Below are 18,953 nucleotides of genomic sequence, written 5' to 3'. Positions count from 1 at the left end.
AGAAAGTGTGAAAAATAAGAGCAAACAGAAAAGAACTTGTCCTTTTCAACTCGTTCAAATTTATTCAAACTTTCTTGTAGTCTAGTTTTTTACGGTTACTAGGTAGAAACAATCAGACCATATTACTGATCATATACAAGAATGTCTATTTTCTAAGTTGATAGCAGTATTTTATCCTTTCAATTTTTGAAAATCAACCTTTTTAACTATTTTCACAATAATAAAATTTATATTTTGAAATTGAGAAAATAAAGGAAAAACATGTTGGATTGCTATGTTGATATGATTTTGATGAGGCAACAGCATTGCAGCGCTGTTTTTTCTTCTATATATGGTTTCAGCTCCTAGAGGTTTGTTGTATGATGTACATGGGGAAACCCCATACAGCAAAAAAGGGAGTTTTTTTCATGATTATCCAATTCATTCGTTATAGATAATGACAGGTATAGACAATCTGCCAGACCTGGCCAAAGGCCCAGGTTTATTTGTCTATGCCTTTTTCATTTATCTAAAAATGAATGAATGAGGTGTTTTTTATCATGAAACGAACAGCTGATGTCAGCCAATTCGCACCCATGTTTCGATGCCCGCTCTGCGGCTCTTCCATGGATGCGGCTTCAGGAAAAAGTTTGATTTGTACAGAACGAGGGCACACATTTGATAGATCTCGGCACGGATATGTGAACTTCCTGACGAAGCCGGTCAAAACCGGTTACGATGCCGGGCTTTTTGAGGCGAGGAGCAGGCTGATTGGGGAATGCCGGTTTTTTGAACCGCTCCATCATGCAATGGCAGATCTCATCAGTCACCCCACCTCTGGTGAAGAAGCTTTCACCATCTTGGACAGCGGATGCGGTGAGGGATCTCATTTGAATGCGCTTTGCGGTTTTGATTATGCAGGGAAAACAGCGATGGGAGCAGGCATCGATCTTTCAAAGGATGGGATTGTAAAAGCTTCTAAGACATTCAAAGATCAAATGTGGGCGGTTGCCGATGTGGCGTGTGCCCCCTTTCATGACCGCCAATTTGATGTTGTCCTGTCTATTTTTTCGCCGTCCAATTATGCAGAGTTTCATAGATTGCTGAAGGATGACGGCATGCTCATCAAAGTAGTGCCGCGAAAAGATTATTTAATAGAATTAAGGCAATTTTTATATACTGATTCACCAAGGCGTACGTATTCCAATACGGCAGCTGTTGAGCGTTTTACAGCGAATGTTGAACGCAGCCAACAAGCGAGGCTGAGCTATGTCAAAACGCTTAACCGGCAAGCGATACATTGGCTGCTCCAGATGACGCCGCTCGCCTGGTCGGCGCCGAAAGACCGAGTCAGCCTGCTGAAAGAGATGAAATCAGCCGATATCACGGTTGATGTCGATATCCTAATAGGAATGAAATGAATGGCAGAGGAAAGCTCCGAAAAAAGGAGCTTTCCTTTTTTAATCGGAATAGTTGGCCCCCGCTTCTCGTACATATGGAAAGGGGACGGAAACAGCCGATGCGGGGAGTTTTTGTAAACGCTTTCTAGTCCGTAGAAATGGGGGATGCTTGTGGAACTGATCATTATTCTATTGGCGCTAGGCTTGCTGATGTTTACGGCGTATCGGGGATTTTCTGTCATTTTGTTTGCGCCGATTTGCGCGTTATTCGCGGTGCTGCTGACTGATCCAAGCCATGTGCTTCCTTTTTTCTCATCGATTTTTATGGAAAAGATGGCGGGTTTTATTAAGCTGTATTTTCCGGTATTTTTGCTCGGTGCGATTTTTGGAAAGGTCGTCGAAATGTCAGGACTTGCGGCATCGATTGCGAAAACGATTGTCAGGCTTGTCGGGGCAAAAAGAGCGATACTTGCAATTGTGCTGATGGGTGCTATCTTGACGTACAGCGGCGTCAGCCTGTTTGTTGTCGTGTTTGCCGTATATCCGTTTGCAAAAAATTTATTCCGAGAAGCAAACATACCGAAACGCCTTATCCCGGGAACGATTGCTTTAGGGGCTTTTACGTTTACGATGGACGCACTTCCGGGGACGCCGCAGATTCAAAATGTCATCCCGACGACGTTTTTTAAAACAGACATTTATGCCGCTCCTTGGCTTGGCTTGATCGGCGCAGTGATTGTGCTGGCAGCGGGTATGCTCTATTTGGAATCGAGGCGGAAAAAAGCGCAGGCATCCGGCGAAGGCTATGGCGGTTTTGATTCGGAGGATTCAGCCGCTCTCGAAAAGTCTGAGTTCGCGGCTGAACCTGACAAAAGCCCGGTGCAGCATGCGCTTGCCTTTGTCCCGCTTATACTCGTAGGTGCAATGAATAAATGTTTCACCATATACCTTCCAAAGTGGTACCCGAATGGATTTGATTTTTCGTCGATCGGATTAAAGGAGTTCGGAAAGCTTGATATTTCTTCAGCAGCTGCCATTTGGTCGGTGGAGCTCGCTCTGGTGATCGGCATCATCACAACGATTTTATTTGATTGGAGAAGAGTGTTTGCCCAAATGAAGGAGGGGCTGAATGAAGGGATCGGCGGCGCCTTGCTGGCATCTATGAATACGGGTGCCGAGTATGGTTTCGGCGGCGTTATCGCCGCACTGCCGGGGTTTCACAAGCTGAGTAGCGGAATTTCGCACACCTTTACCGACCCGCTTGTAAACGGGGCTGTCACGACAACAGCGCTGGCGGGAATCACCGGGTCGGCTTCAGGAGGTATGGGCATTGCGTTAAGCGCGATGTCGGATCAATATTTGCAGGCGATTCAGGCTTACAACATTCCGCCGGAAGTGATGCATCGGGTCATTTCGATGGCATCAGGCGGTATGGATACGCTGCCGCATAATGGTGCTGTCATCACGCTTCTGGCCGTGACGGGACTGACTCACCGGCAATCGTATCGGGATATTTTTGCGATCACGCTCATCAAAACGGCTGCCGTATTTGCTGTGATCGCGATTTACAGCCTGACGGGTCTAGTGTAGGAGAAAACGAAAGGGGCATCAATATGGGAAAAGTGCTGTCATCTAGTAAGGAAGCTGCGGAACTGATTCATGATGGTGATACGCTGATCGCAGGAGGATTCGGGCTGTGCGGCATTCCTGAACAGCTCATTTTGGCGATAAGAGACAAGGGAGCAAAGGATTTAACCGTTGTCAGCAACAATTGCGGAGTGGATGACTGGGGGCTTGGTTTGCTTTTGGCTAATAGGCAAATCAAGAAAATGATCGCATCCTATGTCGGCGAAAATAAAATTTTTGAGTGGCAGTTTTTAAGCGGAGAGCTTGAGGTCGAGCTTGTTCCCCAAGGAACGCTCGCTGAGAGAATTCGTGCAGGCGGCGCGGGCATACCGGGATTTTATACGGCGACAGGCGTCGGCACCTCAATAGCCGAGGGAAAAGAACATAAAACATTCGGCGGCCGGACGTATGTGCTGGAGCGAGGCATTACCGGCGATGTGGCAATCGTCAAAGCGTGGAAAGCGGATACTATGGGGAATTTGGTTTTTCGAAAAACGGCGAGAAATTTCAATCCCGTTGCCGCCATGGCAGGCAAGATTACGATTGCCGAGGTGGAAGAAATCGTGGAAGCGGGAGAGCTCGATCCAGATCACATCCACACGCCGGGAATTTACGTACAGCATGTGGTGCTTGGCGCAAGCCATGAAAAACGGATTGAAAAACGAACAGTTCGGCAAGCGGCGGGAAAGGGTGAGGCGAAATGAAGGAAGCGAGAAAACGAATGGTCAAACGGGCGGTACAAGAAATTAAGGATGGCATGAACGTCAATCTTGGGATTGGAATGCCGACGCTTGTCGCAAATGAGATACCCGATGGCGTTCACGTCATGCTTCAGTCAGAAAACGGCTTGCTCGGGATCGGCCCCTATCCTGTGGAAGGAACGGAAGACGCGGATTTGATCAATGCAGGAAAGGAAACGATCACTGAAGTGACGGGCGCTTCCTATTTTGACAGCGCTGAGTCATTCGCAATGATAAGAGGCGGGCATATCGATTTGGCTATCCTTGGCGGCATGGAGGTTTCTGAGCAGGGCGATTTGGCCAATTGGATGATCCCCGGGAAAATGGTCAAAGGGATGGGCGGCGCCATGGATCTCGTCAACGGGGCGAAACGGATCGTTGTCATCATGGAGCATGTCAATAAACATGGCGAGTCAAAGGTGAAACAAGCTTGCACCCTTCCGCTGACAGGCCAGAAAGTCGTGCACAGGCTGATTACGGATTTGGCTGTGTTTGATTTTGATAACGGCCGCATGACACTGACTGAGCTTCAGGAAGGCGTCACAATTGAAGAGGTTTATGAAAAAACAGAAGCTAATTTCGCTGTAAGCCAGTCTGTGCTCAAACAAAATTCTTAACGGGAAGGTGTTTGACATGAACAAACAAGTCGCATTGGTGACAGGGGCAGCCGGCGGAATCGGATTCGAAATCGCAAGGGAATTCGCCCGTGAAGGCGCCAGCGTCATCGTTTCGGATCTCCATCAGGAAGCGTGTGAAAAGGCCGCCTCCAAGCTTGCCGAAGAAGGCTTTGACGCAGAAGCCGTTCCGTGTGATGTGACAAAGGAAGCGCAAGTCGCTGATACGGTGAACACCATCCAGAAACGATACGGCCGCTTGGATATTTTGGTGAACAATGCCGGTATTCAGCACGTCGCCCCGATTGAAGAGTTTCCCACAGAAACCTTTGAGCAGCTGATCAAGGTCATGCTGACGGCGCCCTTCATCGCGATGAAGCATGTGTTTCCGATCATGAAAAAACAGCAGTTTGGCAGAATCATTAATATCGCGTCTGTTAATGGCTTAGTCGGCTTTGCGGGGAAATCCGCTTATAATAGCGCCAAGCACGGCGTCATTGGGCTGACAAAGGTCGGGGCGCTGGAAGGCGCGCCCCACGGCATTACAGTCAACGCGCTCTGTCCGGGTTATGTCGATACTCAGCTTGTCCGCAATCAGCTGAGCGATCTTTCGAAAACGAGAAATGTCCCTTACGACTCCGTACTTGAACAGGTCATTTTTCCGCTTGTCCCGCAAAAACGACTGCTTTCCGTCAAGGAAATCGCGGATTATGCGGTGTTTTTGGCAAGCGGGAAAGCGAAGGGCGTCACCGGGCAGGCTGTCGTCCTTGATGGGGGCTACACCGCTCAATGACATAAAAAAACACACTTGCTCCGTTAGGGAATCAAGTGTGTTTTTTGGCTTATTTCCAAACATCGTTAGCGATCTCAACCACATGGCGGAGCTTCGCCCATTGCTGTTCTTCAGTCAGCTTGTTGCCTTCCTCAGTTGAAGCGAATCCGCATTGAGGGCTGAGACAAAGCTGGTCTAAGCTCACATAACGGGACGCTTCTTCGATACGGCGTTTCACGTCGTCCGGATGTTCAAGCTCACCGAATTTAGATGTCACTAAGCCGAGGACAAGCTGAAGATCAGAGCGCTTTACATAACGGAGCGGTTCAAATCCGCCTGAGCGTGAATCATCATACTCCAGGAATAGACCGTCCAGGTTCAAGCCGTCAAAAATGGTTTCGGCTGCTGCGTCATAGCCGCCTTCCGCTGTCCAAGTGGACTGGAAGTTGCCGCGGCAAATATGCATGGTTACCGTCAGATCATCAGGACGGTCTGCAATCGCGTCGTTAATCGATTTCGCAAACAGCTGGCGAAGCTCGTCAGGCGTTGTTCCGAACGCCTCGATTTGTTTTAAGCCTTTTTCAGATAAGAAAACAGCCCATGCCGTATCATCAAGCTGGAGGTAGCGGCAGCCTCTGTCATAAAACGCTTGAATCGCTTTTTTATATGCTTTGGATACATCGTGCTGGAAAAGGTGATAGTCTTTTTTGTACGCATCCTTTTCAAGTTTCCCACGGAAAAACAGCATATTCGGGCTCGGGATCGTCATTTTTGGCGTCGCGTCACCGGCAATGCTATGGAGAAATGAGTAATCTTCAAGCATTGGGTGAGTTGAAAAGTCGATATCGCCTGTGACTTTAATGCCGCGTGCTTTTGTCTGTACGTTATGGAATTGAATGCCCTGCTCAGGAGTAAACGGCTCAACGCCATCCAGGTTTTCCAGGAAATCAAAATGCCACCACGCTCTGCGGAATTCACCGTCTGTCACGACGTTCAGTCCGGTTTCCTTTTGTTTTTCCACAATGCGGATGATTTCATCGTTTTCGATCTGGCGAAGCTGCTCAGCCGTAATCTCGCCGGCCGCTTTTTGCAGCCGCGCTTTTTTGACGGGCTCTGATCTCAGCAGGCTTCCGACTTGATCCGCGCGAAACGGCGGTTTTTTTCTTTGAAGTGATTTTTGTTCTGCGGGTGTTGTTTGTTGTGACATGTTGTCCATTCCTTCTTTCCATTCGAATATAAAAAAGCTCTTCCTTTGGATAAGGAAGAGCTTGCGTGACAATCTCAACCTTATCTTCAAGAGCAATCATTGCTCTAAAGGATTTAGCACCATTCTGTTAAACAGCGGTTGCCGGGTATCGCAGGGCCAGTCCCTCCACCTCTCTTGATAAGGAAAACCTTTTTATGAAATTTTCTGATAGTATCTATTATTCACACATTTTCTGTTTCTGTCAATGATAGATTATCCCCACACATCGTTGGCGATGTCGACGACATGGCGCAGCTTTGCCCATTGCTGCTCCTCTGTCAAAAGATTGCCTTCTTCTGTAGAGGCAAAACCGCACTGAGGGCTGAGGCACAGCTGATCCAGGCTGACAAAACGCGCAGCTTCATTGATTCGGCGTTTCACATCATCAGGATTTTCGAGCTCGCCGTATTTCGATGTGATCAAGCCAAGCACAATTTGCAGATCCTTGCGTTTCACGAAACGGAGCGGATCAAAATTCCCAGAGCGGTCATCATCGTATTCCAAGAACAGCCCGTCCAGGTTTAAGCCGTCCAAAATCGTTTCCGCTACAGCGTCGTAGCCTCCAGATGCCGCCCAAGTTGAACGGAAGTTGCCGCGGCAAATGTGCATCGTGATTGCTAAATCATCAGGGCGGTCTGCCACTGCATCGTTAATCGTTTTGGCAAACAAGTCAGGCAATGTTTCTGGATCGCCGCCGAGCGCCCGGACAACCTCTCTGCCTTTTTCCTCAAAGAAAAGAGACCATGACGTATCATCAAGCTGAAGATAGCGGCATCCAGCGTCATAAAAGGCTTTAATTGCTTTTTTGTACGCTTGGGCCAGATCATGAAAGTATTCCTCTTGGTCGTCATAAATCCCTTTATCCGCCTTTTCACCGAAAAACAGCATATTCGGGCTCGGAATCGTCAGCTTTGGTGTCGCGTCGCCGGCAATCTCATGTAAAAATTGATAATCGGCAAGCGCTGGGTGGCTCGTAAAATCAAGTTTTCCCGTCACTTTGATGCTGCGTGCTTTTGTTTTCGCGTTATGGAACTGAATCCCTTCAGCCGGGATGAACGGTTCCACTCCGTCAAGCCCTTCCAGGAAATCGTAATGCCACCAAGAACGGCGGAATTCTCCGTCTGTTACCACATCGAGACCGATTTCTTTTTGTTTTTCCACAATGCGGGTGATTTCTTGATTTTCAATATCACGAAGCTGTTCCGCCGTGATCTCGCCGGCCGCTTTTTTCTGCCGGGCTTCTTTCACCGGAGCGGAGCGCAGCGCAGTAAACTGCCGACATGATCGGCGCGGAAAGGAGCTTTGTGTTGTTGTACTGTTTTTTGTCCTGCGGCATTTGTTTGTTGAGCCATGTCATTCGCCTCTTTTCTGAAATGTGTTGAGCATAAAAAAGCTCTTCCTTTGTGTAAGGAAGAGCTTGAACGATCAAATCTCCGCCTCATCTGCAAGAACGCAATGTTCTAAAGGATTTAGCACCATTCTGTTTGAAACAGCGGTTGCCGGGTATCATAGGGCCAGTCCCTCCACCTCTCTTGATAAGGTATATCTTCATATTCAAATTTCAATTATCTTAATATTATTACTTTTGGATCAATTGTCAACACTTTTTAGAAAATACTTTCATCTTCATCGTCATATAATACCATATCCAGTACGATAGCGATGGCCGTGCAAATCAGCACATCTTCTTCGTTTGCAATCTGCAAATGATAGGAATCACCCCAGCTCAGCCACTTCTTGCTCACCGACATCCGGACATTCTTTCCGTCCGTCAGCTGGAATTCATCCTTCCACAAGTCACCGTCAATTTCCCAGTTGAGCTTAGAAATTTCAAATTTTGGTTTGAAAAATGTTAGTTTCTTCGTCACCTCACAAACTGTTTCCCCGCCAATTGAAATCACATATCGCGGCAATAAAGACATTACTTTTTGTTCTATGGAAACGAGTGTTTTTCCGGATGAATCTGTCATTTGCAGCGAGTCCCCTAACGAAAAGAACCGCCCCTCGACCTTGAATGTCTCTTGTTCATCCCGGTCATAAATGTGAAATGCATCTTTAAACGAGAACATCTTTTGTTTCATAAATAATTCGATCATTGCTGAAGTCTCCTTTTGATTTGCCTTGTAAGAGATTACGGACAGGGGGGCAAAAAGGTTTCAAGTTCCAAATCTAGTAACCAGAAACGCGCTGGCCGTTTTTTACGAGTAATTAATGTTTCTAAATTAAAAAAAGGCTGCATCGTTCAGCAGCCTTTCTTTTGAAATATAGTATTAGGAAAGATGCATCCGGCGTTTTTGGCGGATCGCGTCAAGGTCGATTAGGTTGTTGTGATGAGGTGCGGCTGCTGGAAGAGGGCTTGTCTTTTGCGGTTTGCGGCGATTGTCCTTGCTGAAAGAAAAAAGAAGATAGCCGCATAATGCGATGATAATAAAAAGGATCATTTTACATTCCTCCCAAAAAAAGTTTTGGTATTCTCTATTGTACGGATAAAATGTCAAAAAGTATTCAAAAAATTCCAAATTGGTTAAAAATAAATAACTGCCCCTCAAAAACAGTCTAACCTGATAACCTGAAAATAGTCTTGTAAATTGGTGATTGTTCATGTTAGTGATTGGTTCTATAGTTACTATCGACGATAAAATAAATTCCTTTATATAACTTTTAACCTAAATTTACATAATTCCAATTACCTGTTTTTGGGTGCTGTTTTCTTGCTTGTTAGGTTTATACCCTATTTTTCGGAATCAAACACAAAAAACCCAAATTACGGAGCATTTGGGCGGTACGGGGGAATGCAGATTGTGGTTTTGGGGATTTGGATGTCTTATCAGAAGAAGCGTTTGAACATTTTTCTGATCTTTTGAAACGGGCTCGATTTCTTTTGCATTTTAAGAGGCCGGATCGTGATCCATTTTTTAAATAGGCTCTTTTTTGCAGCAATTGCATGTTTTGTCATTGTTTTTCCTCCTCATGTGTTGATACTTGTTTTACGGAGGACGTATTCAAAATGTTTCGTTTTTACACAAAAAAACCAGCCCTTTTTTGGACTGGCTTTTGGCATTACGCCTGTTCTTCAAACAGCTTTGCAATCTCAACGATGACGTTTACGGCTTTGACCATGTTATCAGCTGAGATGTATTCGAACTTTCCGTGGAAGTTTTCCCCGCCGGTAAAGATGTTTGGCGTCGGGAGTCCCATGTAGGACAGCTGGGATCCGTCCGTGCCGCCGCGGATTGGAGAAATCTTCGGTTCGATACCGAGGTTTTTCATCGCTTGCTCGGCAATGTTGACGATTTCGATGACAGGTTCGATTTTCTCTCTCATGTTGTAGTATTGATCGTTCATATCAAGCTGAATCCGGTCTTGCCCGTATTCGTTTTGAAGTTCTTCAACGACTCGCTTCATTGTTTCTTTTCTGCTTTGGAAGTTTTCTTTGTCAAAGTCTCTGATAATGTAGTGGAGTTTTGTTTCCTCTACATCTCCTTGAATCGACAGCAGGTGGTAGAAGCCTTCGTAGCCTTCTGTATATTCAGGCGCTTCGTCTGCCGGCAGCAGGCTGTTCAGCTTCATTGCGATTTTTGCAGAGTTGATCATTTTCCCTTTTGCCGTGCCGGGATGTACGTTGTTGCCTTTGATCGTGATTTTTGCGGCAGCGGCATTGAAGCTTTCGTATTCAAGCTCGCCGAGCGGACCGCCGTCAACTGTGTAGGCAAAGGACGCATTGAATCGTTTCACATCAAATTTGTGCGGGCCTCTCCCGATTTCTTCATCAGGCGTAAAGGCGACTCTGATTGTGCCGTGCTTGATTTCAGGGTGTTTGATGAGGTAATCCATGGCTGTCATGATTTCGGCAATGCCGGCTTTATTGTCTGCGCCGAGAAGGGTTGTGCCGTCTGTGGTGATGAGTGTGTGGCCCTTATAGCCGGACAGCTCAGGGAATTGATCAGGCGACAGGATGACCTGCAGCTGTTCATTGAGAACGATGTCTTTTCCATCGTAGCTTTCTACGATTTGGGGATTCACGTTTTTGCCGGTAAAGTCGGTGGCGGTGTCGACGTGGGCGAGAAAGCCGATTGTCGGCACGTCTTTTTCAGTATTGGAGGGAAGAGTCGCCATGACATAGCCGTTCTCATCAATGGCTGCATCCTGCATGCCGATTGACTTCAATTCATCGACAAGCATGTTTCCTAACGTCAATTGGCCGGGTGTGGAAGGGCAGGTGTCGACGGATTCATCGGACTGTGTGTCGACCTTTACGTATGTAGTAAACCGTTCAATGATTTCTTCTTTCATTTCCAATCATCTCCTTTGTCTTATTTTATCATGGCGGGATGAGAGATTTCTATTGCACAATACCGTTTCGAATGGCAAAAACGACTGCCTGTGTCCGGTCTTGGGCGTTACATTTTTGCAGGATGCGGTGCACGTGGGTTTTTACCGTGCTTTCGCTGACGAAAAGCTTTTCAGCAATCTCTTCATTTCTCAACCCATAGGCCATTTGCTGAAGAACCTCGAGTTCTCTTTTGGTAAACGGCTCTGCCAGTTCTTCGGCTTGAGTCTGTTGCTTCGAGCGAAATGTCTCACTGATAATTTTAGCAGCTGTGGCCGTACGGAAAATCGCTTCGCCTCTGGCCGCGGCGCGAATGGCGTCTATCAATTCTTCAGGAAGCGTATCTTTCAGCAAATAGCCGACTGCACCCGCACGGATGCCTTCAAATACATATTCTTCCGTGTCGAAGGTGGTTAAAATGACAATCTTTGTATATGGGAGTGTAGACATAATGTCTTTTGCCGCTTCGATGCCTGAGCAATGCGGCATTTGGACATCCATGAGGATGACGTCGGGTTTTGTTTGCTTTGCCAGTGCAATGATGCCGTGACCGTCGCCGGCCTCACCGGAAACCGTCATATCCGGCTGTGCGTTGATGACATAGCGGAATCCTTCGCGCACTAGCGGCTGATCATCGGCAAGTGCGACGCGTATTTTATCTTTGTTCATCTTTTTGCTCCTTATTCGTTGTCATGAGCGGCAATGCCAGCTCAATTTGCAGGCCGCTCGGCTGCACAGTGCTGAGGGACAGGGAACCGCCTGCTTTTTCAGCGCGCTCTTTCATTCCTGTCAGGCCAAATCCATAAGTAAGATTGCCGGTGAATTGTCCGTCGTCGGTGATTGTGAGATAAAGATGTGTCTCGTCATTTGAGATGATGGCAGCCGCATGGGAAGCGTGAGCATGGCGAATGATATTGGTCAGCGCTTCCTGCAAGATGCGGTAGATCGTTTCGCTTACGTTTTGAGGCCAAGACTCTTCTGACAGGCCGGCAGTGTCTAAAGAAACGTGCAAGCCGCTCCGTTCCTCCACTTGATGGATAAGCCCCCGCAAAGCGGTAAGGCCAACCATGGATTCACTTCGTCCCATTTGGTGAACGACAGACCGTACTTCTTGAAGGCATTCTCTGGCGACACTCAGTACATTTTGAATGACTTTTTCTGAATCCTCCTTGCTGCTTTTTAGGATATAGGGAAGAGATTGAAGCTGAACAATCACAGAAGTCAGCTCATGGCCGATGCTGTCATGAATGTCGCGGGCTATTCTTGTGCGCTCCTCAAGGACCGCGTACCTTAAAGAAAGAACAGAAGCCTCCTGCAGCTCTGCGTGCGCTTTCTGGAGTTCTTCATGCGCCTGCTCCAGCTGCAAGTGCATTTTCGCTAATTCAGCATGATTCCGTTCAGCCTCTTTTCTGGCTTCCCGTCTGAAACGCATGGAGGAGAAGAATACGTACAGTCCGATCATGATCGAGATGTTACTGATGATATCGTCCCAGCTGCTGTCAAAAACAGTGTACAGAAAGAAAACGTTGCCTCCAATTAGGCATATTGTAAAGATCAAGGACAGGCGTGCAGGAAGCTTTATAGCCGTATAAACCAATAAAAATACGATTAAGAAAAAGGCGGCTCCCTGCTCTTGGCCGGAAACAGCCCAAAGAAAAACGGTCAGGAGCCAAAGACCGACGAATATGCTGAAATTAACAGCAGCGGATGTTACATAGGGAATGATCCAAATGAATGCTAAGTACACCGCAAACACAAACGCTAACAAAATGGGATCAGCTTCGGATGGATGAGATAAACATTGTATGCAATTCAATATGAGAATAAGGCTCGGCACAAATTTCTTGTAGTGCCGAGCCGAAGATTGTCGGTTCATGCTGGTCCTTCTTTCAGTTATTGAATCGATACTTTGCCTGCGGTCAGCCGTCTGTATGCTTTGTAAAGCATGATATTGCGGGCTGTGATAGTGCCGAGGGGAATGAAGAACATAGAATGAATAATGGCAATAAAAATCTCGTTGCTCTCTGGCAGCCATATTCTCGCAGCCATACGCAAAGAAAGTATCATTAGAATGAGGATAACACTTCCAAGTGAGCCGCGTGAAGTAACCTTTCCGGTTTCTGGATGAATCCGCACGTTTACCATCTTCCCGATGCCAAACCCGCAGGCCAGCCCAATCAGTAATAAGATGCCGCTGATCGCCACGTGTAAAACAGAATGAAAATATGAAGGCTGAAAAGATGCTGATACGCCCCATAACAGCAGCAGCGGAATGATCAGCAATTTCACGGGTTTTACCGTTCTTTCTCGATACATCGATAAAATAATAAGAAAAAAGACAATAAAAATATAAGGGCTCATCGCCATGTCATCAAATCCTTTCTGTATGAAGCATAGCGAAAATTGCAAAAGAAAACGTCAACCGGCAGATTGATTTTTCAGCTGCTATACTTGTTCGCGCTGCATAAAGTCATGTAACATGGCGTGAAAATGCTGAATGTCCTTTATATGATTGCCTACAAAAAATATGAAGAAACTATTAATAAACAATTAAACTTCTTAAAAATGGATGTAGGCCAGTTCTAAACACTATATAATAATATCAGGTCATTTTTTAGGAGGGTTTACATCATGGCAATACTTGTTACAGGCGGTGCCGGGTACATCGGAAGCCACACATGTGTGGAGTTATTGAACAGCGGCTATGAGATTGTCGTTCTTGATAATCTGTCCAACAGCTCGGCTGAGGCGCTGAACCGCGTCAAGGAGATTACGGGAAAAGATTTAACGTTCTATGAAGCGGATCTATTGGATCGGGGAGCGGTAGATTCCGTTTTTGCGGAAAATGAAATTGAAGCTGTGATTCATTTTGCGGGGTTAAAAGCAGTCGGTGAATCTGTGGCGATTCCGCTCAAATATTATCATAACAATCTGACAGGAACGTTTATTTTATGTGAGGTCATGGAGAAATACGGCGTCAAAAAAATCGTATTCAGTTCGTCTGCGACGGTGTACGGCGTTCCGGAAACATCACCGATTACGGAGGATTTTCCATTAGGTGCGACAAATCCTTATGGGCAGACGAAGCTCATGCTTGAACAAATTTTGCGTGATTTGCATACAGCCGACAATGAATGGAGCGTTGCGCTGCTTCGTTACTTTAATCCGTTCGGCGCGCATCCAAGCGGACGGATCGGTGAAGACCCGAACGGCATTCCGAATAACCTCATGCCGTATGTGGCGCAGGTGGCTGTCGGCAAGCTTGAGCAACTAAGCGTATTCGGAAATGACTATCCGACAAAAGACGGGACAGGCGTACGTGATTATATTCATGTCGTTGATCTTGCAGAAGGCCACGTCAAAGCGCTGGAAAAAGTATTGAACGCCACAGGAGCCGACGCATACAACCTCGGAACAGGCACAGGCTACAGCGTGCTTGAAATGGTCAAAGCCTTTGAAAAAGTGTCAGGGAAAGAGGTTCCTTACCGTTTTGCGGACCGCCGTCCTGGAGACATTGCGACCTGCTTCGCAGATCCTGCAAAAGCCAAGCGGGAACTGGGCTGGGAAGCGAAACGAGGCCTTGAGGAAATGTGTGCTGATTCTTGGAGATGGCAGTCTTCTAATGTGAATGGGTATAAGAGTGCGGAATAAGAATAGAGGCCTTCTCAACAGAGAAGGCCTTTTTTAGAGAAAAAGGGCGCCTGAAGGGCACCCTTTTCAGCTATTATTTGATTTTCACAATAACATCATTACTGAATTTGAGCTTCCAAGTTCCTTTAGCGTAAGCATCCTTGTCCACTTCGAATGCTTTCACATCTGTTACTTTAATATTAGGATTTAGATCACTTAATATTTTAGAGTTGTCAACTTTTGTCTCAGTTGCATAGGTCGAAGAAGCATCGATATCGGAATCATAAGAAGTGCCATCGCCATCAACTAATTTAACAGTTGGAATTGAAAAAGAACTTATCGGCTTTTTAGATACGTTTTTAATTGTATATTGAACAGCTACGATAGTGCCTCCATCAGACGCTTTCTTTTCAATGTATTGAGTGCCGACAGAATCTCTGTCCTCTACTTTCGTAACCGTTACTTCAGTTTTTTCAGTTTTTACAGTATCACCGATATTGTATGTTTTTTCAGTTTCTGCTTTGCTGCTGCTTGATGTTTTGGAAGTGGCTTCTGAACCGCCTCCGCCCCCAATGTTAGCAATAATAATGATAACAACAACTGCGAGAATAAACGTAATGATCTTATGTCGCATAAAAAAGTTACGTTGATCCTTACCACAGTTAGGACATTTTTTTACACCCTTTGCAATTTCTTGACCGCAAGCTTTACAGGGTACTAGTTTTCCTGACATTATATTTCCTCCTATGTAATTAAATGTACAAAACATATGTACTATAATGCCTATATTATTTCACTTAGTCAATATAAAATTATGAATTTCTTATAATTATTATCATTTATAGTTAATTTTACTTGTAAAATATATGCTATTTTTCTTATCGGTCATATCTATTATTTGTTAATAAATAAATCGCTTTTTCTTGTAGCCCATCTGAATAAATCTCCGCAAATATCCCTTGAACCAATTCGAACCGTCCCTTATAATGCTAATATTGGAAAGTAAACAAGATATGATAAAAAACAGTGGTTTTCTAGGGTTCCGCAATGCAAATTGGTCTGTGACCGAGAGAAAACACATAACAGCCTGGCTGTTATGACACGGTGGGATAAAAGCCCAGGAGTTTCTGCTCTTTTGCGAGAGCGTACTCCTGGGTTTTTTTGTTGATACTATCTGGAGAAGGAGTGTTTTGTGATGAAAAAGAAAATGCTGGATGTGCTGATGCTTGTGATTGGTGCTTTTTTCTTTGCGCTTGCAGTGAATTTGTTTGCGATTCCCAATGACCTTGGGGAAGGCGGGGTCACTGGGATTACGCTGATTTTGTATTATGTGTTTCAATGGTCTCCCGGAGTAACGAACTTTATCTTAAATGCATTTCTGCTTTTAATCGGCTACAAGTTTCTAGACGGTAAAACCACTGTCTATACCATCATTGCCGTAGCGGCGAATTCGCTTTTTCTCCATCTGACACACGGGTGGAGTATTCCGTCTAATGAATTGATCATTAATACGATTTTCGCGGGTGTATTTGCGGGAGTCGGTATTGGAATGATTATTCGTGTCGGCGGCACGACCGCCGGTTCTGCGATTCTGGCCAGAATCGCTAATAAATATTTAGACTGGAATATCAGCTACGCGTTATTGTTTTTTGATTTAATCGTGGTATTTAGCTCTTATTTTATTATTGGTGCGGAAAAAATGATGTTTACGATCGTGATGCTGTATATCGGAACGAAAGTGATGGACTTCATTATTGAAGGATTGAATACGAAAAAAGCCATTACGGTCATTTCGGAAAATAAGAGTGAGATTGCAGAGCAGGTAAATACCTTGATGGATCGGGGTGTCACGATTTTATCAGGGAAGGGAAACTATACGGGCCAGTCGAAAGAGATTTTGTATATCGTCATTAACAAACAGGAGCTGTCCATGCTGAAGAAAATCATCAGAAGCTGCGACAAAAAAGCGTTTGTGATCGTCCATGACGTACGCGATGTGTTTGGTGAAGGGTTTGTTGATATATCTAAATAATGAAAATCCCTCTGCACTTGAAGCAGAGGGATTTGTTCGTTTAGAACGGATATTTGCGGTATTGCTTCTGTATCGAAATCCATTTCGTCACGGTAAATTCCTCGACCACCCAAGGATTTCCGAAGCGGCCGACACCGCTTGCTTTGTTTCCGCCAAAGGCGATATTCGGCGAGTCATTAACGGACTGGTCGTTGACATGGGTCATGCCGCTGTCAATTTGCAGGGCAAACTTTTCGCCTTTTTCTAAATCAGAAGTGAAAACAGCCGAGCTGAGGCCGTATTCTGTATCATTTGCCATATCAATCGCTTCCTGATCGCTGGAGGCTTTGATAATGGTGGCAATCGGGGCAAACAGCTCCGTTTGGGCAATTTTGCTGTTGTTGTCAGCACCGACAAAGACATACGGTGTGAGCACGTTTCCGACGCGTTTTCCTTCAACCGCAAGCTCAATGCCGTCTGCCTTTGCCTGCTCAATGATCTCCAGCGCTTTTTCGATTTGGTGTTCGTTGATCAGCGGGCCGACAACGGTTTTCGGATCGGTTTGATCGCCGTACGGAAGCTGTTTGACACGGGAGGTGAATTTTTCAACAAACTCATCGTACACATCTTGATGAACGATGATCCTGTTGATAATCATGCAGATTTGTCCCTGGTGAATAAATTTCCCGAAAATCGCGGCGTCTACAGCACGATCGACATCCGCGTCTGATAGGACGGCAAATGGGTTGTTGCCGCCGAGCTCAAGGGCCATCCGCTTGAAGTTACGCCCAGTGATTTCACCGATGTGACGCCCGACTGCGGTTGATCCCGTAAAGCTGATTAATTTCGGGATTGGATTGGTCAGCATGCCGTCCCCGATTTCCTTTAAGTCCGTCAACATGACGTTGAGGACACCCGCAGGAAGGCCGGCGTGTTCAAATGCTTTTGCAATGATGGTTCCGCCGGAAAGAGCGGTTTGAATATCTGGCTTGTGAACAACACTGTTTCCCAGCGCAATCGCAGGTGCAATCGTTCTCATTGATAAATTCATTGGAAAATTAAATGGAGAAATCGATGAAATCACGCCGAGCGGAAGGCGGTAAATCTTATTGATTTTTCCTTCAATGTTGGATGGAACCTCTTTCACGCCGCCCAACTCGCCGGAATACGTCATGGCTTCTTCCAAAATCGCAATGGTTTGCTCAAGCTCAATCGTTGCTTTAATGATCGTTCCGCCGGTTTCGCGGGAGATCATCATAATGATGTCATCACGGTTTTCCTGTAAATAGCCGCGCGCTTTTTGCAGGACTGCTTTTCGGTCTTCTGCCGTGCTCTTGGCCCACTCTTTTTGCGCCTGCTGTGCAATGTCAAACGCATCCTCCAGCTGTTTGCTTGTTGCCAACGATGCTGTTGTAATCACAGACTGGTCATACGGATTCAAAATGTCCTCCGTACGCCCGCTTTCTCCTTCTGTCCATTTTCCGTTGATAAAACTTTTGTTTAACGTTTCTAAACCCATTCATAATCATCCTCCTTTGGTCCTGCATATCCTCTTCTATTTCCGCTGAAGCCAATATGTAAACGAACGAGGTTTCCCTTTCAGTTTCTCGTCTGTCTATGCCGGATATACTCTTTTTTATTGGAGAACCTTGCATTTCGCCTTATACTAAATATACAGATCCTTACATGAGAGAGGAGACCATATGAAATCGCTGCTGGATATTTATCCCGGTTCGATTGTGTCTGATGAGCTTTGCGTAAAGGAAGACTGTCTATGCTTTTTTGATGAGAACAGTCAGAGATATATCTCCATTCCGAAAACGGAAATTAGCGAAAAAGAGACATTGCTGCTGCAGTCATTTTTGACGCCTGCGGATGAGGTCAATCAAATGTCTTTGAAGTCGCCGGAGGAAAACAAGTGGTTTGCGTTTCTTTTTTCTAAAGGGGAAGTGCCGGCGAACATAAAAAAGCGGACGAGATTTGTTCATTTTCATTTAATTGGCAAAATGGAGCGGGCGTCCTTTGCGGAAGCCGTCCGCCATTTTTGGCCGGTTCCTTTTGTGATTGTGTGGATGCATGAGGACAGAGGCGTGATTGTCGAGCAGGAAAGTGAAGCGGCGGCGGGGAAAGACGAACTGGAATCACTCGCTAAAGTTCTTGAGAGTGATTTCTACTTCAGTGTCCGTTTTTATGCCGGGAGATTTTATGAGCCGGATGAGAATCTGCGAACACATTACGCCCGTGAACAGACGTATTTCCTGTTTGCTGAAAAACGGCTGCCTCAGGTGCAGAGTGTGACCTTTGATATGATTTTTCCTTTTTTATTATTAGAAGCAGAAAAAGAAAAGCTGGAAACGCTGCTCTCTAAAGAAGCGGAGCTTTTATTTGGAAATGAATCTGAGCTGAGGAAGACAATCAAGCTCTTTATTGAAAACAATTCAAACGTGACGTTAACGGCTAAAAAGCTGCATCTGCACCGCAACAGCCTGCAATATCGAATTGATAAATTTATTGAGCGGTCAGGGATAGACATTAAAACGTATAAAGGCGCGCTGCTCGCCTATTTTATCTGCCTGCAAAGCGAAGTTTCAGAATAAATTGGAAA

Annotated in this window: 18 protein-coding genes, 1 pseudogene and 4 riboswitches; of the genes and pseudogenes, 8 read left to right on the top strand and 11 right to left on the bottom strand. The window is 45.7% G+C overall.

Annotated features, from left to right (window positions below):
• Positions 1-57 precede the first annotated feature (57 nt).
• Positions 58-159: riboswitch (purine riboswitch) on the bottom strand.
• Positions 160-539: 380 nt separating this feature from the next.
• The 5 genes from M1M80_RS20340 (at position 540) to M1M80_RS20320 (ending at position 5,152) form a co-directional block, all read left to right on the top strand.
• Entirely contained in the window at positions 540-1,400 is an 861-nt protein-coding gene (locus tag M1M80_RS20340; RefSeq protein WP_060399826.1) for a putative RNA methyltransferase, read from the top strand.
• A 150-nt stretch (positions 1,401-1,550) separates the two neighbouring features.
• Positions 1,551-2,969 (top strand): GntP family permease, encoded by a 1,419-nt coding sequence (locus M1M80_RS20335; protein ID WP_060399825.1) that lies wholly within the window; start codon positions 1,551-1,553, stop codon positions 2,967-2,969.
• Positions 2,970-2,992: 23 nt separating this feature from the next.
• A complete protein-coding gene (locus M1M80_RS20330; RefSeq protein ID WP_060399824.1) occupies positions 2,993-3,709 on the top strand; it encodes a CoA transferase subunit A in 717 nt (238 codons plus the stop codon).
• Positions 3,706-4,362: a CoA transferase subunit B gene (locus tag M1M80_RS20325; protein WP_019259883.1), complete on the top strand. Its 657-nt coding sequence runs from the start codon at positions 3,706-3,708 to the stop codon at positions 4,360-4,362. Before M1M80_RS20330 ends, M1M80_RS20325 begins: the two co-directional genes overlap by 4 nt.
• Before the next feature lie 16 nt (positions 4,363-4,378).
• Positions 4,379-5,152, top strand: a complete 774-nt coding sequence (locus M1M80_RS20320; RefSeq protein WP_060399823.1) for a 3-hydroxybutyrate dehydrogenase — start codon at positions 4,379-4,381, stop codon at positions 5,150-5,152.
• A 49-nt stretch (positions 5,153-5,201) separates the two neighbouring features.
• Here the strand turns inward: M1M80_RS20320 and M1M80_RS20315 are convergent, their stop codons facing one another.
• The 9 genes and pseudogenes from M1M80_RS20315 to M1M80_RS20280 form a co-directional block, all read right to left on the bottom strand.
• Entirely contained in the window at positions 5,202-6,338 is a 1,137-nt protein-coding gene (locus M1M80_RS20315; protein ID WP_060399822.1) for a 5-methyltetrahydropteroyltriglutamate--homocysteine S-methyltransferase, read from the bottom strand.
• A gap of 77 nt (positions 6,339-6,415) precedes the next feature.
• A riboswitch (SAM riboswitch) is annotated at positions 6,416-6,522 on the bottom strand.
• A gap of 68 nt (positions 6,523-6,590) precedes the next feature.
• Positions 6,591-7,729: pseudogene (locus M1M80_RS20310) on the bottom strand (5-methyltetrahydropteroyltriglutamate--homocysteine S-methyltransferase).
• Positions 7,730-7,812: 83 nt separating this feature from the next.
• A riboswitch (SAM riboswitch) is annotated at positions 7,813-7,919 on the bottom strand.
• A gap of 65 nt (positions 7,920-7,984) precedes the next feature.
• Entirely contained in the window at positions 7,985-8,473 is a 489-nt protein-coding gene (locus M1M80_RS20305) for an LURP-one-related/scramblase family protein (protein ID WP_060399821.1), read from the bottom strand.
• A 174-nt stretch (positions 8,474-8,647) separates the two neighbouring features.
• Positions 8,648-8,926: a hypothetical protein gene (locus M1M80_RS20300; RefSeq protein ID WP_080030776.1), complete on the bottom strand. Its 279-nt coding sequence runs from the start codon at positions 8,924-8,926 to the stop codon at positions 8,648-8,650.
• Between the two features lie 278 nt (positions 8,927-9,204).
• Complete coding sequence (locus M1M80_RS21585) at positions 9,205-9,333, bottom strand: hypothetical protein (RefSeq protein ID WP_003236190.1); 129 nt, start codon at positions 9,331-9,333, stop codon at positions 9,205-9,207.
• Positions 9,334-9,437: 104 nt separating this feature from the next.
• Positions 9,438-10,670 (bottom strand): peptidase T, encoded by a 1,233-nt coding sequence (gene pepT / locus M1M80_RS20295; RefSeq protein ID WP_003236188.1) that lies wholly within the window; start codon positions 10,668-10,670, stop codon positions 9,438-9,440.
• A gap of 49 nt (positions 10,671-10,719) precedes the next feature.
• Complete coding sequence (gene yxjL, locus M1M80_RS20290; protein ID WP_060399820.1) at positions 10,720-11,376, bottom strand: two-component system response regulator YxJL; 657 nt, start codon at positions 11,374-11,376, stop codon at positions 10,720-10,722.
• The gene (locus tag M1M80_RS20285; protein WP_032731727.1) at positions 11,363-12,583 is read right to left on the bottom strand and encodes a sensor histidine kinase; all 1,221 of its coding nucleotides are present in this window, start codon (positions 12,581-12,583) and stop codon (positions 11,363-11,365) included. The genes yxjL and M1M80_RS20285 overlap by 14 nt, the downstream gene beginning before the upstream one ends.
• Positions 12,584-12,600: 17 nt before the next feature.
• Entirely contained in the window at positions 12,601-13,074 is a 474-nt protein-coding gene (locus tag M1M80_RS20280; protein WP_060399819.1) for a DUF1453 family protein, read from the bottom strand.
• A gap of 264 nt (positions 13,075-13,338) precedes the next feature.
• Here M1M80_RS20280 and galE point away from each other — a divergent pair, with 264 nt between their 5' ends.
• On the top strand, positions 13,339-14,358 hold the full coding sequence (galE, locus tag M1M80_RS20275; RefSeq protein WP_060399818.1) for a UDP-glucose 4-epimerase GalE: 1,020 nt from the start codon (positions 13,339-13,341) through the stop codon (positions 14,356-14,358).
• A gap of 73 nt (positions 14,359-14,431) precedes the next feature.
• On the opposite strand, the gene M1M80_RS20270 is transcribed toward galE, so the two are convergent.
• Positions 14,432-14,971: a DUF4352 domain-containing protein gene (locus tag M1M80_RS20270; RefSeq protein WP_119914626.1), complete on the bottom strand. Its 540-nt coding sequence runs from the start codon at positions 14,969-14,971 to the stop codon at positions 14,432-14,434.
• Between the two features lie 389 nt (positions 14,972-15,360).
• Positions 15,361-15,463: riboswitch (guanidine-I (ykkC/yxkD leader) on the top strand.
• Positions 15,464-15,532: 69 nt separating this feature from the next.
• Here M1M80_RS20270 and M1M80_RS20265 point away from each other — a divergent pair.
• Entirely contained in the window at positions 15,533-16,369 is an 837-nt protein-coding gene (locus M1M80_RS20265; RefSeq protein WP_003236173.1) for a YitT family protein, read from the top strand.
• A 40-nt stretch (positions 16,370-16,409) separates the two neighbouring features.
• On the opposite strand, the gene M1M80_RS20260 is transcribed toward M1M80_RS20265, so the two are convergent.
• The gene (locus tag M1M80_RS20260; RefSeq protein WP_060399816.1) at positions 16,410-17,867 is read right to left on the bottom strand and encodes an aldehyde dehydrogenase family protein; all 1,458 of its coding nucleotides are present in this window, start codon (positions 17,865-17,867) and stop codon (positions 16,410-16,412) included.
• A 184-nt stretch (positions 17,868-18,051) separates the two neighbouring features.
• Here M1M80_RS20260 and M1M80_RS20255 point away from each other — a divergent pair, with 184 nt between their 5' ends.
• Positions 18,052-18,945 carry a PucR family transcriptional regulator gene (locus M1M80_RS20255; protein WP_060399815.1) on the top strand — a complete coding sequence of 298 codons (894 nt, stop codon included), beginning with the start codon at positions 18,052-18,054 and terminating at the stop codon, positions 18,943-18,945.
• Positions 18,946-18,953 lie beyond the last annotated feature (8 nt).

This window comes from Bacillus inaquosorum (assembly GCF_023238325.1).
GTDB classification, from domain to species: Bacteria; Bacillota; Bacilli; order Bacillales; family Bacillaceae; genus Bacillus; species Bacillus inaquosorum.
This window is presented reverse-complemented; position numbering and strand designations above follow the sequence as displayed.

Excerpts from the sequence above, each read along its gene's own strand:
- galE (WP_060399818.1), top strand. The coding sequence starts at position 13,339 with ATGGCAATACTTGTTACAGGCGGTGCCGGGTACATCGGAAGCCACACA.
- M1M80_RS20265 (WP_003236173.1), top strand. The coding sequence starts at position 15,533 with ATGAAAAAGAAAATGCTGGATGTGCTGATGCTTGTGATTGGTGCTTTT.
- M1M80_RS20285 (WP_032731727.1), bottom strand. The coding sequence starts at position 12,583 with ATGAACCGACAATCTTCGGCTCGGCACTACAAGAAATTTGTGCCGAGC.
- M1M80_RS20340 (WP_060399826.1), top strand. The coding sequence starts at position 540 with ATGAAACGAACAGCTGATGTCAGCCAATTCGCACCCATGTTTCGATGC.
- M1M80_RS20330 (WP_060399824.1), top strand. The coding sequence starts at position 2,993 with ATGGGAAAAGTGCTGTCATCTAGTAAGGAAGCTGCGGAACTGATTCAT.
- yxjL (WP_060399820.1), bottom strand. The coding sequence starts at position 11,376 with ATGAACAAAGATAAAATACGCGTCGCACTTGCCGATGATCAGCCGCTA.
- M1M80_RS20315 (WP_060399822.1), bottom strand. The coding sequence starts at position 6,338 with ATGTCACAACAAACAACACCCGCAGAACAAAAATCACTTCAAAGAAAA.
- pepT (WP_003236188.1), bottom strand. The coding sequence starts at position 10,670 with ATGAAAGAAGAAATCATTGAACGGTTTACTACATACGTAAAGGTCGAC.
- M1M80_RS20305 (WP_060399821.1), bottom strand. The coding sequence starts at position 8,473 with ATGATCGAATTATTTATGAAACAAAAGATGTTCTCGTTTAAAGATGCA.
- M1M80_RS21585 (WP_003236190.1), bottom strand. The coding sequence starts at position 9,333 with ATGACAAAACATGCAATTGCTGCAAAAAAGAGCCTATTTAAAAAATGG.
- M1M80_RS20270 (WP_119914626.1), bottom strand. The coding sequence starts at position 14,971 with ATGCGACATAAGATCATTACGTTTATTCTCGCAGTTGTTGTTATCATT.
- M1M80_RS20325 (WP_019259883.1), top strand. The coding sequence starts at position 3,706 with ATGAAGGAAGCGAGAAAACGAATGGTCAAACGGGCGGTACAAGAAATT.
- M1M80_RS20320 (WP_060399823.1), top strand. The coding sequence starts at position 4,379 with ATGAACAAACAAGTCGCATTGGTGACAGGGGCAGCCGGCGGAATCGGA.
- M1M80_RS20280 (WP_060399819.1), bottom strand. The coding sequence starts at position 13,074 with ATGGCGATGAGCCCTTATATTTTTATTGTCTTTTTTCTTATTATTTTA.
- M1M80_RS20260 (WP_060399816.1), bottom strand. The coding sequence starts at position 17,867 with ATGGGTTTAGAAACGTTAAACAAAAGTTTTATCAACGGAAAATGGACA.
- M1M80_RS20255 (WP_060399815.1), top strand. The coding sequence starts at position 18,052 with ATGAAATCGCTGCTGGATATTTATCCCGGTTCGATTGTGTCTGATGAG.